Source organism: Microbacterium sp. NPDC077184 (genome assembly GCF_040687055.1).
Lineage (GTDB): Bacteria > Actinomycetota > Actinomycetes > Actinomycetales > Microbacteriaceae > Microbacterium.
In genome coordinates, this window is sequence record NZ_JBFBMM010000008.1 from 15,452 (window position 1) to 27,704 (window position 12,253).

Annotated in this window: 12 protein-coding genes; 7 read left to right on the plus strand and 5 right to left on the minus strand. The window is 66.8% G+C overall.

What is annotated here, in order from left to right; genetic code table 11:
- The first annotated feature begins 33 nt into the window (after positions 1-33).
- Entirely contained in the window at positions 34-1,446 is a 1,413-nt protein-coding gene (locus tag AB0O93_RS13675) for a hypothetical protein (RefSeq protein WP_363344256.1), read from the plus strand.
- On the opposite strand, the gene AB0O93_RS13680 is transcribed toward AB0O93_RS13675, so the two are convergent.
- The 4 genes from AB0O93_RS13680 to AB0O93_RS13695 form a co-directional block, all read right to left on the minus strand.
- The gene (locus AB0O93_RS13680; RefSeq protein ID WP_363344258.1) at positions 1,388-2,095 is read right to left on the minus strand and encodes a DCL family protein; all 708 of its coding nucleotides are present in this window, start codon (positions 2,093-2,095) and stop codon (positions 1,388-1,390) included. The genes AB0O93_RS13675 and AB0O93_RS13680 overlap by 59 nt on opposite strands.
- 110 nt (positions 2,096-2,205) lie before the next feature.
- Positions 2,206-3,660, minus strand: a complete 1,455-nt coding sequence (locus AB0O93_RS13685) for a ThiF family adenylyltransferase (protein WP_363344260.1) — start codon at positions 3,658-3,660, stop codon at positions 2,206-2,208.
- 26 nt (positions 3,661-3,686) lie between these two features.
- The gene (locus tag AB0O93_RS13690) at positions 3,687-4,046 is read right to left on the minus strand and encodes a hypothetical protein (protein WP_363344262.1); all 360 of its coding nucleotides are present in this window, start codon (positions 4,044-4,046) and stop codon (positions 3,687-3,689) included.
- The gene (locus AB0O93_RS13695; protein ID WP_363344264.1) at positions 4,046-4,312 is read right to left on the minus strand and encodes a hypothetical protein; all 267 of its coding nucleotides are present in this window, start codon (positions 4,310-4,312) and stop codon (positions 4,046-4,048) included. Before AB0O93_RS13695 ends, AB0O93_RS13690 begins: the two co-directional genes overlap by 1 nt.
- Before the next feature lie 466 nt (positions 4,313-4,778).
- On the opposite strand from AB0O93_RS13695, the gene AB0O93_RS13700 reads away from it, so the two are divergent.
- Together AB0O93_RS13700 and AB0O93_RS13705 are read left to right on the plus strand one after the other, a co-directional pair.
- The gene (locus AB0O93_RS13700; protein ID WP_363344266.1) at positions 4,779-5,870 is read left to right on the plus strand and encodes a HigA family addiction module antitoxin; all 1,092 of its coding nucleotides are present in this window, start codon (positions 4,779-4,781) and stop codon (positions 5,868-5,870) included.
- A 101-nt stretch (positions 5,871-5,971) separates the two neighbouring features.
- Positions 5,972-6,910 (plus strand): hypothetical protein, encoded by a 939-nt coding sequence (locus tag AB0O93_RS13705; protein WP_363344268.1) that lies wholly within the window; start codon positions 5,972-5,974, stop codon positions 6,908-6,910.
- A 159-nt stretch (positions 6,911-7,069) separates the two neighbouring features.
- Here AB0O93_RS13705 and AB0O93_RS13710 read toward each other — a convergent pair whose 3' ends face one another.
- A complete protein-coding gene (locus AB0O93_RS13710; RefSeq protein WP_363344270.1) occupies positions 7,070-7,981 on the minus strand; it encodes a DUF808 domain-containing protein in 912 nt (303 codons plus the stop codon).
- A 177-nt stretch (positions 7,982-8,158) separates the two neighbouring features.
- Between AB0O93_RS13710 and purL the strand changes: the two genes are divergently transcribed.
- The 4 genes from purL to AB0O93_RS13730 are packed head-to-tail and all read left to right on the plus strand — an operon-like array spanning position 8,159 to position 12,250.
- Entirely contained in the window at positions 8,159-10,489 is a 2,331-nt protein-coding gene (purL, locus tag AB0O93_RS13715; protein WP_363344272.1) for a phosphoribosylformylglycinamidine synthase subunit PurL, read from the plus strand.
- Positions 10,490-10,498: 9 nt separating this feature from the next.
- Positions 10,499-10,636: a hypothetical protein gene (locus AB0O93_RS13720; RefSeq protein ID WP_353999001.1), complete on the plus strand. Its 138-nt coding sequence runs from the start codon at positions 10,499-10,501 to the stop codon at positions 10,634-10,636.
- Positions 10,637-10,689: 53 nt separating this feature from the next.
- Positions 10,690-11,484 carry a hypothetical protein gene (locus AB0O93_RS13725; RefSeq protein ID WP_363344274.1) on the plus strand — a complete coding sequence of 265 codons (795 nt, stop codon included), beginning with the start codon at positions 10,690-10,692 and terminating at the stop codon, positions 11,482-11,484.
- Positions 11,485-11,491: 7 nt separating this feature from the next.
- Positions 11,492-12,250: a hypothetical protein gene (locus tag AB0O93_RS13730; protein ID WP_363344276.1), complete on the plus strand. Its 759-nt coding sequence runs from the start codon at positions 11,492-11,494 to the stop codon at positions 12,248-12,250.
- Positions 12,251-12,253 lie beyond the last annotated feature (3 nt).

Sequence of the window (12,253 nt, forward strand, 5' to 3'; positions counted from 1 at the left end):
GAGATGTCAACGGCGGCGTCTATGGTGACGGTGATGACCGACACGCCCATTTCACCGATCAGCATCTCGCTCGACGGATTCTCCGAGGACTACGAAGACCCGGAGCTGGCCGGCGCGCTGTCGTTCATGATCGAGCAGCAGGGTCTGCTGCAGACCCTGGTGACCGGGATCGTCGAGCTGCTCCCAGACACGTCGCTCTGGCGGTTGACACTCACCGGCGACATGGTCGCGACGGTGAATCGGGTCACCGACCGCGCCGACGACAACCCCTACACCACGGACCGTGGCGCCGGGCATGCCGGGGCGATCACGCTCCCGCACGAGGACGGTACATTCGACATCGTGGTCTCCGCGAACGTCCTGTTCGCGACGCGCAAGGACGTCGAGTCTGTTGAGGCGCTCGTCGCGCACGTCATCGCCGCAGCCGAGCACCTGAGCCGACATGAGGCCGGGCATGCCGCGTTGCGCCTGCGCGGCGAGGACGCCGATGCCTACCAAGACATCGGGGGCATGAGCAAGAGCGATGCCGCCTGCCGCAGGCCGCTCGCCGCGCACATCGACGACAACCGGATCGAGCGATACACCACCGCCCACGCACCCTCGCCTCTGCACCACGTCGACCACCTCGCTGACGCGATCGCGCACCTGCGCGCCGAACTCAACGAGGCCAAGCGCACGTGGCGCGCCGATATCGATGACGCCGCCTACAGGACCCTCAACGCCGCGAACGGGCTGATCCGCGTCTTCGCATACCGCGCCCCCGAACTCGGCCTCGACGAGAACGGTAAGGCCCGCCGCCCCAACCCCCTGCCCGCGGGCTGGACCGACTACATCGAAGACAGTTGGGACGCCTGGAGCCTGACCTTCCACCGGCTCCAGCCGGTGGACGAGCCCATGACTACCGACGAGCTCAGCGCCGTGCTGTCCGATCTCTGTCGACTGATGACCGCCTGGCTGCGGTCGATCGGCATCGAATGGGGCCTGACCGACGACGACCAGGAGTACATCTTCTGGGAGAAAGACCGCCATTATGCGGACATCAAGAGCCCCGCGACCTGCTTGAGCACCTCCGAGATGAGCCTGAGGCACCTGCCTTCATCGCACAGTTGGTGCAACGACCCGTTGCACCAACTCTCACTCAGACCTCGCGATGATGTCGGAGGGATGCTTCAGCATGGGCATCACCAACAACCTGTCTCGAACATCGGGGAGCCCCACCTCGCACCAGAACGCGCACCTGAGAGATTTCTTTCTTCGCGGACTCCGACGTGGACGTCATCGTTGGCACGCTCCGCCAGTTCCACGAGAGTGCTGTTGCCACAGCAGTGGCATAGATATCGCGAGCGCGCTGGCTCGCGATATCTGGCCGGATGCCAGGCTCGGGTTGTCAGGGTGTCCACGCGTCTTGCCGAGGGCGCGGACGGGCGGCGGCCTCGCTCGCGGTAGCCAGCCGACGGTTTGCGTATCGGTCGTAGAATTCGAGCCATCTCGTGTGGACGCCCGTGTCCATGAGGTGGCTGCCGATAAGGATGCCACCGTGCCCGGAGTGGACGAGGATCCGGTCCCATCCGCCCTCGGCCTCGGCGAAGCGGTAGGTCAGCTGGCCCCATGAGGGCTCGTCGTATATGACCTGCCCCTCGTTGCGGTCCGAGAAGACGATTCCGGAGACATCGCTCGCGAACGTCCCCGCCTTGATGCGGTCGTCCCGGTACGACAGTCGGCGGTCCTCGACTGCGAGCCGGAGCCCCTCCTTCGCATCGGATTCCTCGGTGTGGTTTTGGATACAGGTGCGGTAGCTGAAGTCCACCTCCGACCCGTCCACGCGTTTAATCCAGATGCCCGTTGCGTCAGGCCGCACGTTGAACTTGTCGCCGTCGCTGGTCAAGCCGACGTAGAAGTAGTCGACTCCTCCGCCGATCTTCTCGGAAGCCTCGGGGTGAAGATCCAGCGCCTCACGGAGCATCAAATCGTGGGAGGGGTCGGTGATGCGGTCGTAAGCGGCGTAGGGGCCGCCGGTGTGCAGCAGCCTGAAAGCGTCGAATGCCGCCTTCTTCGATGGCCAGCGGAAGGATGGAAGGACAACGGGGATCGTCACGGCAGTGTCTCCTTGCTTATGTGGTTGGTCAGATTAATGGATTCGCTAGCTGGCGGCTTCGGATACCCGGTCGACATAGGCCATGTGACACCATCAGCGATCGGGATGCTTCAGATCCTGGAGCTTTCCGCGAGCCACCGTCGTAGCCGGCGGAATCGCCCGCGCAGGGTGCGTCCGGCGCGGCGCCGCGACATGACGATCGCGTCGGCGTGGGCGTGCCCCGTCGCAATCGGAATCCGTGAGTCTCCAACGGCGAGAGCCGTCTCCCACGGGCAGGACGGCGCCGAGGCGTCTTCGAGATGTTCGAGGACGTGCGGGCGGTAGTGGTAGCAGACCGGACCTGGTACGCCTCGTCCGCCGGGCGCGACGGTCAGGCTCACGAACTGAGCTAGAAGCAGCGCGCTCACCATCGCGGAGAGCGTCGCGACATTCTGTCCAGCGCGTTCCAAGTCGATTTCGGACCGGCGAACGTACTCAGCGTTATCGAGCAGCCCCTCGCGATCCAGCGCCACCCGTGCTGGTTTCAGCTGACGCGTGCAGGCCATGCATGGCTCGCCGGGGACCAGGGTGTGCGCGCGAGCAGTTGCCCGGTTGAAAGTGTCGTCGTCGGCGACCTCGATGTTGATGCCGCCGTCGATGACCGGAATGAGGTCCGCGTAGGCGATCTGGTTGAGCACCGCTCGCGGCCACGGTCTGTCCACGCAGGAGAAGACGATGTCGTAATCCAGCGCGACGCGCAGCCCGTCCGGGCCACAGATCGACATCTCGTGCCGGCGGATGTCCGGATGGGCTGCGGTGGCCTGCGCCCGGAGGAGCCGGGCCGCGACTTCAACCTTCGCGACCTGGTCACGGGCATCTCGGCGGCGGGCTCCGATCATCCGATCGAGGTTTCGGTGTTCCACGGCGTCAAAATCCATCACGCCGACGGTGCGGATCCCGGACGCCACGAGTCGCTGTGCGACGTCCAGGCCAACACTGCCTGTCCCGACCACCAGCACTCGGATTCGGGCGAGATCCGCCTGTACAGCCGAGCCCCAGGCGCTCACCGTCCGGACCTGCGCCGACGTTGCCTCCGGCGTTGGGACAAGAGCCGGATTGAACGAGGAAGCGAACGTCGCCCCGACCACTCGCACCGAATCCGCATCAACCACGCTCGTCCGCGCGAACCAGAACCGTGCCGACCACACCTGCCCAGCGCCTCCCCAGGTCATCCCGATCACTGGGAGCCGGGTCGCCGCAGTGCCGAGTCCGGCGTACCCCGACTCGGTCGTTCGGTCCGTCGTGCTCATCGACTGCCACGTCGTCCCCCGAGGGTGGGAGTGCAGCAAAACCAGGCCCTCACCTGCAGCCGCAGCTTCCTCTGTGACGCGCATCACGTAGTCGGCGGTGAAGGATGCGTTCCCGTATACGTGCCTTTCGCCCGGTTGCGGGAGAAACACGCGACGCAGGAGCGCCGAGGTTCGTTCCCGTCCCGTCGAAGGTGCGTACGTGGCGAGGACCACATCCTCCTGGCCGTCCTCTCGGTCCAGATGCGCCGTGAGGATCTCGGCGACCGCGGCCGGCATCGCGACCGAGTATCGCCGCTCGCCCGTCATGATGCCCCGGCCAGGGTGGCGCGGGCGTGACCGAGCCAGGCGCGGCCCGGTTCAGTCACCTGCTCCCATCGCTCGATCTGTCGCGAGTGTCGCGTCCACCCCGGCTGCGTGTCTGACTGATCGGCGTGCACCTGCGGGAGCGTCACCGACGAAGGAAAATGAACCCAGTGAGGCGGGATCAGCGGCCACGAGCTCAGCTCGCTCACGGCGACCGCACTCTCGAACACCTCTCCCTCCAGCACACCACTCGGCGCACGCACCGGGAACACAACCCAGGACTCCACGACCTTCGCTGGCGCACCCCACTCGGCGAGGTCGGCAATGAAGCCTTGTACGCCGTGCCCCACGGTGCTCATCAGGCGACGGGTCCGTCTTGCTTGACGGACTCGAACTCGTCGCCATCCTCGACCTTGACGATCTGCCGGTCCTTGAACCGCTTGAGCGTGCCGTTGCGCTTGATCTGAGCCAAGTCGTACTCGGCCGGATCGAGGCCTGCCAGGAGGAGCAGCGCACGTGCCTCCCAGTCGTCGTCCCGCACCTGGTACCGCTTTGAGTCGATCGTGATCGTCATCTTCGGGTTCTTCTTGTTGCTCGCATCCGCGAGGCTCGGCTGCGTCGTCATGCGACACTCCTTCTTGGGATTTTAGTTGTCTTCATGCCATCACCCCTTGGGTGATGTACTTAGTGTAACATGGAGGCGCGAGATGATGCGTCCCGCCATCCACACAGACGTCGGCTATCGTGGCGGTATCAGTTCAGGGGTGAAGAGCGGAATGCGCGTTGCAACTGCAGTTCAAGGACGGGGAGTTGGAGCGCCGCGCGTATGAGTCCGAGTACGTCGCAGACGGTTGGTCTGCGGTGCTCCTTCGCCGCTATCGGCGAGTCCTTCAGATGATCTCCGCAGCGACCGGGCCGGGGGATCTAGAGGCGCTGATGAGTCTTCGCGCACGGCCTTCGACAACGCGAGGCGTCTTGGGCGCGACGCTTCGGATCGACGATGAGCATCGGCTGCGCGTCTCCTATCCAGACACCAGCGGCACCCCTGCCGCCGTAATCGAAGCCGTCGAACATTACTGAGGAGGAGCAGTATGGATAAGCACCTTGCCGACCAGGTTCCACCCGGAGAGATCCTCGCGGAGGAGCTTGAGGAGCGGCATTGGTCCCAGGCAGAGTTCGCGGAGATACTCGGCCGCCCCACACAGTTCGTCTCCGAAATCGTCTCCGCGAAGAAAGAGATCACGCGTGAGTCAGCCGCACAGTTCGCGGCCGCTCTCGGCACAACGGCTGAGTATTGGTTGAACCTACAAAACCATTACCTGCTGTCTCGTCAAGCGCAAGACACTGAGACGCAGAGTCAACTTCACAGCGTGAAGGTGCGTGCCCAGCTGAACCGGCTCGCACCTGTAGCCGTGCTTCGTAAACGTGGCTACATCACCGGAAACAGTCTCGAAGAGCTCGAAGCCGAAATTCGAGACCTGTTCGAGATCGAATCGATCAACGACGAGCCCGTTTTCGCGGCCGCCGCCAGACGTGCCAACCCCGACGTTCCGCTCACTCCCACTCAGAAAGCCTGGCTCGCCGTTGCCCGCCGAAAGGCACGCACCCTCACCATCGCGCCTCTTGACCTGGGCGCCGTCGCCGACCTCGCGGAGGGCCTCGCCCGAAGGGTTCGAGACATTTCGGCGTTCGCCGACCTCGCGAGCTTGTTCGCCGAGGTGGGGGTGCGACTCGTCTACGTCGAAGCTTTCCCCGGCAGCAAAATGAACGGAGCCACGTTCCTCCTAGACGATGACGCAGGCCAGCCCGTGATAGCGATCTCCGGTCGAGGCAAGCGCCTCGACAAGGTCCTGTTCACGCTATTGCACGAGCTCGCTCACCTCGTCCGCGGTGACGTGCGCCCCGGCGGAATCATCCTGATCGACGACGGTGAAACACACACGATGGGAGATGAGAATGCAACTAACCAACTCGCCGGCGAGTGGGCCATTCCCGGTGGCCTCCCCACCCCTCCACGACCGATCCGTCAGAGCTGGGTGTCGACACAAGCCGACCGGCTGGGGGTACATGAGATCGTCATCGTTGGTTTCCTTCAGCATCACCGCCAACTCGACTGGCGCACCCAGCTCGTTAAGGGTGCCCCGTCGGTGACGGATCAGCTCAGCGCCTGGGCGCCTGCATAGTCGATGATTCCCCCGCGCGTAGCCCGCCTGGTCCGCAAGAACCCTCGGCTCGAACGTAGACGACACCTCACCACTGACCTGAAGACACACGAGGCCAACCCATGACCCATTGGCAGTCCAACTCGCCCGGGCTCAGCGCGCGACTCGAAGAACTCGCGGGCGTGTTCTTGCTGTGTCGCGACGCTCTCCACGAGATCGCGGATGCGTACCATTGGGCGCCGGCGCCTGGCTCCCCCAGCGCCCAAGATGCAGCCGCTCTTCCTTCACCCGATCCTCAGATTCCATCGCCTCAGGGCGAGACCGGACATCGCCTTATTGCCGAGATTGTTCAGAGCTTCCTCTTGACCGCGAGCGGTCACCTCGGGGGTCTCGCCAGCCTCTACCTGAGCGGAGAGATCGCTTTCTCGCCGCCCCTCCTCGTCCGCGCGGTCATCGAGAACTGCGCACACGCGATATGGGTTCTCGGGGAGGACGGAGAGGACGCTGAGAACCGTCTCGCTCGCTGCTACCTCGAGGAGCGGAAGAGCGCAGAGGAGGCCAAGAAGAACTCCGGGTACATGCATGGCAAAACAGCCTCGAGCCATGCCCACGCTGCCGACGTCTACAAGGAGATTCAGCGCCAAACGCTCGCGCGGTTCCCCAACACATCAATGGAGGCCTTGGGAAAGTACGAGCTCCATGGTCAGAAGCTCCCGAGGATCGAAGACTCAGTGAAAGACATGTACGCGCTCACCGAAGCTGCCGGCGGCAACATCACCCCGAAGCAAGCCACCGGCATCTACGGCCTTCTCTCCAACATGACGCATCCGACCCTCTACCCCGCTCGTCAGCGCCGCGGTTGGTTCAGCGATCCAGAACATGGGCACAGGGTGGCTTACCTCCACATCGAGATCGGCCCCACCGAGCAGGAAGCGCGAGCTGCGATTGCTGCGTTCTACAACGCTCTCACGTACACGACGTCCTACTTCGGCTGGCCGACCACGATCATCGACACCCTCGAAACCAAAATCGAAGCAGTCATCCCAACGTTCTTCCGGTAGCGGGTCCCCTTCACCACCCACATCAGGATGGTCGGTGAGGGGAACCATCAGCAGGAAAGTGTCACGACAAAGACTCCGCGATCACAGCTCGAACACATTCCTGACATGACATCCAGTGTCATCTCGCCGCATTCCCGACAGTGCGGTGCGTCGCGGGTGTCATTCCGCCGGATCGACCGCGCGGTGCTCGCTCGCCCTCCGCGGCGCGGGGAGGAGGCGCTTCACCCCCATCACGACGCCGACGATGACCAGGCCCGCGACGAGACCGAACACCGCCGACACCGCGGTGTCGACCACCCACACGACCACGGGCCCCGCGGCCTCGACGAGGTGCGTGATGGCGTGGAGCAGGTCGTACGGTCCCTGCCACACCGTCTCGGCGAGGTTCGTGATGACGAGGTGACCGCCCACCCAGAGCATCGCGACTGTGCCGATCACGCTGATCACGCGGAAGACCGCCGGCATCGAGGCGACGACGCGCGCGCCGGCGCGCCGAACGCGGCGCGAAGGGCTCTTCATGAACCGGAGACCGATGTCGTCGATCTTCACCAGCAGAGCGACCGCGCCGTACACGAGCGCCGTCATGCCGAGCCCGATCACCGAGAGCGCGGCGAGGGTCATGCCCAGACCGAAGCCCGGGTCGAGGTTCGACAGGGCGATCAGCATGATCTCGGTACTGAGGATGAGGTCGGTGCGGATCGCGCCGAAGACGAGCTTCTTCTCGTCGCGCGGCTCGTCGTCCGCGCTCTCGTGGTGCGCACCGAACCACTCGAGCACCTTCTCCGCGCCCTCGAAGCAGAGGAATCCGCCGCCGATGATCAGGAGGAAGGGCAGCACCCAGGGCGCGAACGCCGTGAGCAGCAGCGCGATCGGGATGATGATGACGAACTTGTTGACGAGGCTTCCGAGCGCGATCTTCCACACGACCGGGAGTTCCCGCGCGGGCGTGATGCCCTGGACGTACTGCGGCGTCACGGCCGCGTCGTCGATGACGACACCGGCCGTCTTCGCGCTCGCCTTCAACGCCGCGGTGAGGATGTCGTCGACGACGGCGAGCAGACCTACGGACATGCGGTTCTCCTTCGTGCGCGGACAGCCGCCCGGACGCGGCCGCCGGAGGCACCCGCCCTCACGCTAGTGGCTCCTCGCCGAGAAGCCTCGCGCACCGCCCATGGCTGCTCGCGGGCGATGTCGGGGCCCAACTAGACTGATCGCGTCCGGCGCCCGCGATTCCTGGAGCTCAGCCGCATGACCACCCTCACCCCCTCGACGCCCGCGCGCCCCGCCGCCGACACCGTCGACAATGCCGCTGCGACGCCCGAGAAGGAGCAGCCCTACGGCGCCCTCGGACTGAAGCCCGACGAGTACGACCGCATCCGCGAGATCCTCGGCCGCCGCCCCACCTCGGGCGAGCTGGCGATGTACTCCGTCATGTGGAGCGAGCACTGCTCCTACAAGTCCAGCAAGATCTACCTGCGCCAGTTCGGCCAGAAGGTCTCGGACGAGATGAAGGAACGGCTCATGGTCGGCATGGGCCAGAACGCCGGCGTCGTCGACATCGGCGAGGGCTGGGCCGTGACCTTCAAGGTCGAGTCGCACAACCACCCGAGCTACATCGAGCCGTTCCAGGGCGCCGCGACCGGCGTCGGCGGCATCGTCCGCGACATCATCTCGATGGGTGCCCGTCCGGTGGCGGTCATGGATCAGCTGCGCTTCGGTGCGATCGACGACCCCGACACCGCCCGCGTCGTGCACGGCGTCACCAGCGGCATCTCGTTCTACGGCAACTGCCTGGGACTGCCGAACATCGGCGGCGAGACCGTGTTCGACGCGGTCTACCAGGGCAACCCGCTCGTCAACGCCCTCGCGGTCGGCGTCATGCGCCACGAGGACATCAAGCTCGCCAACGCCACCGGTGCCGGCAACCAGGTCGTCCTGTTCGGTGCGCGCACCGGCGGCGACGGCATCGGCGGGGCATCCATCCTCGCCTCCGACACCTTCTCCGAGGGCGGGCCCACCAAGCGCCCGGCCGTCCAGGTCGGCGACCCCTTCGCCGAGAAGGTGCTCATCGAGTGCTGCCTCGAGCTCTACCGTGACGACCTCGTCGAGGCGATCCAGGACCTCGGCGCGGCCGGCATCTCGTGCGCGACGAGCGAGCTGGCCGCCAACGGCGGCAGCGGCATGCGCGTCGACCTCGAGAAGGTGCTCCTCCGCGACCCCTCGCTCACACCCGAGGAGATCCTCATGAGCGAGAGCCAGGAGCGCATGATGGCGATCGTCGCCCCCGAGAAGCTCGATGCGTTCCTCGAGGTCGTCGGGAAGTGGGATGTCGAGACCAGCGTCCTCGGCGAGGTGACCGGGGACGGACGCCTGGAGATCTACTGGCACGGCGAGAAGATCGTCGACGTCGACCCCGCCACCGTCGCGGTGGACGGCCCCGTCTACGAGCGCCCCGTCGCCTACCCGACGTGGATCGACGCGCTGCGCGAGGACTCGGCATCCGCTCTCCAGCGTCCGAGCGACCCGGACGAGCTCCGCGAGCAGTTCCTGAAGCTCGTGGCGAGCCCGAACCTCGCCGACACGTCGTGGATCACCAACCAGTACGACTACTACGTCCTCGGCAACACCGCCCTCAGCTTCCCCGATGACGCGGGCATGATCCGCGTCGACGAGGAGTCCGGCCTCGGCTTCGCCATCGCCACCGACTGCAACGGCCGCTACTGCCAGCTCGACCCGTACCAGGGCGCGCAGCTGGCTCTCGCCGAGGCGTACCGGAACGTCGCCGTCACCGGCGCCGTCCCGACCGCGGTCACCGACTGCCTGAACTTCGGCTCCCCCGAGAACCCCGAGGTCATGTGGCAGTTCTCGCGCGCCGTGGAGGGCCTCGCCGACGGATGCCTCGAGATCGGCGTCCCGGTCACCGGCGGCAACGTCAGCTTCTACAACCAGACCGGCGACACCCCGATCTTCCCGACCCCGGTCGTCGGCGTCCTCGGCATCATCGACGACGTCGCCCGCCGCATCCCGTCGGGCTGGCAGGATGCCGGCGAGAACATCTACCTCCTCGGCGTCACCTCGAACGAGCTCAGCGGCTCGCAGTGGGCGGCGACGATCCACGACCACCTCGGCGGTCGCCCGCCGGCGGTCGACCTCGGCACCGAGAAGCGCCTCGCCGAGCTCGTGCACGCCGCCTCGCTCCAGGGCCTGATCTCCAGCGCCCATGACCTCTCGAGCGGTGGCCTCGGCCAGGCCCTCGCCGAGGCCGTCACGCGCTTCGGCGTCGGCGCCCGCGTCTGGCTCGACGAGATCATCGAGCGCGACGGGGTGGATGCCGCCACGGCGCTCTTCTCGGAATCCACGGGCCGCGTGATCGTCAGCGTCCCCCGTGAAGACGACGTGAAGTTCCGGGGCCTGTGCGAGGGTCGGGGATACCCTGTCCTGCGCATCGGCGTGACCGACGTCGCCGAGACCGCCGAGCTCGAGGTCCAGGGGCAGTTCACCGTCCCGGTCGCGGAGCTGCGCTCGGTCTCTTCGGCCACGCTCCCCGCGGCGTTCGGCGCCGTGATCGCCGAGTCCTAAACTGTCGCCATGGCTCAGGACGACGACGAATACGCGGGCTTCGCCGACACTCGGCAGAAGCGGATCAAGGTCGTGGCGTGGGTCGCGATCGTCTCCCTGCTGCTCGTCGGCGGTGGGGCGACGGTGTTCGCGCTGCTGTTCGGCTGAGCGCTGACCCCGAGTCCCCGGCGGCTCCCGCCGGTCGCGACTAGCATGTCACCGTGGAGCCGGTCCTGTTCTTCCTCGGCACGTGGTGGTGGATCGCTCCGACGGCCGCGGGCCTCGGTGCGGTCGGCTACGGTGCCGTCACGATGCCGCGTCGACGCGCGCGGCGTCTCGAACTCGACGCCGCCCGCCACGACCAGTACCGCGCCTACCAGGCCCTGCAGTCCGCGCGTGCCGACGTACGGGCCGCACGGGCGGACGCGCTGAGCGCCAAGGCCGCGCGCGGGGGTGTGCCGTTCGCCGCCACCCCACCCGAGGAGCGCCGCGCGATCCAGGCTGCCAAGGCCGCGGAGCGGGCGGCGGCGATGCACCTGCGCGCGAGCCGCGACCGGCTGAAGGCGGTGCAGGTGCGTTTCGCGCAGAGCGGGCGGAGCGCCCCGCTTCCGCTGGAGCAGCTCCTCGCCCGTCACGACGCGGTCGCCGCGCGCTGGCTCATGTACGAGACGGATGCCGGGGCCGCGCTGTCCTTCCCCCAGATGCTCGATGCGCGGCATCCGTCGACGCATGCCTTCCTGCGGGCGCAGCACGAGGCGCAGCGCCTGCGTCCCGCAAGCGCGCGCGCCAAGATGACCGCGGTGCAGTTCGTGGAGTACCGCGATGCCGTCGGTGCGATGGAGGCCGCCTTCGACGTGGCCGAGCGCGACGCGCAGGACACCGCGCGACGCGGTGTCGCGGGGCTCCGCTGGAACAGCCCGCCGCCCGCCGTCACACCGCCCGCGGCCGCGCAGCCCACGAGGGCGCAGCCCACCTGGCCCGTGCCCTCGCGCCACACGCCGACCGAGGACCAGTGAGGAGATCGTGGAACCCCTCTTCGACTTCCTCGGCAACTTCTGGTGGCTGGCGTTCCCGCTGTTCGGCGTCGGTGCCGGCGCGTGGAACGCTCTGCAGGCGGCATCCCGGCGTCGTCACAAGCAGAAGCTCGAACTCATCCGCGCCCGCGCCGAGCTGCGTGCCGCCGAGACCGGCGTGATCCTGCCGCCGCTCGCGGCGAAGCCGGAGAAGAAGAACACGAACGAGTCCGAGGGCACGTCCGGCGAGAAGCGGCCGACCACCCTCGAGCGACTGTTCGCGACGCACGACGACATCACGGCACGGTGGCTGGACTACGAGCTGGACGTCGCGAAGATGATCGCCTATCCCGCGATGAGCGACGGGCGCCAGCCGCTGACCGCCGCGTTCCTCCGTGCGAAGCGCCGGGCCGACCATCTGCGGCCCGACGGGCTCGACGCCCGCATCAGCGCCGAAGAGCTCCGCGAGTACCGCGAGGCGGTGACCGAGTTCGAGGTCGCCTTCGACCTCGCCGAGCGCGACGCCCGCCGTCTGCGGGATTCGGAGTTCACGGATGCCGAGCGCAAGCGCCTCGCGACCGCGCAGCGGCTGCTGAACATCGCCGTGGACGAGGCCGCCACCCCCGCCGAGCGGCAGAGCGCCTACCGCCGCGTGCGCGAGGAGCTGGACGGCTTGATCGCGGTGTCGGACGAGGCGATGGAGACGCTGGAGAAGAAAGTCATGCGGGAACTGCCACGGGCGGACGACCCGAAGGCCGCCCGCCCGTGAGAG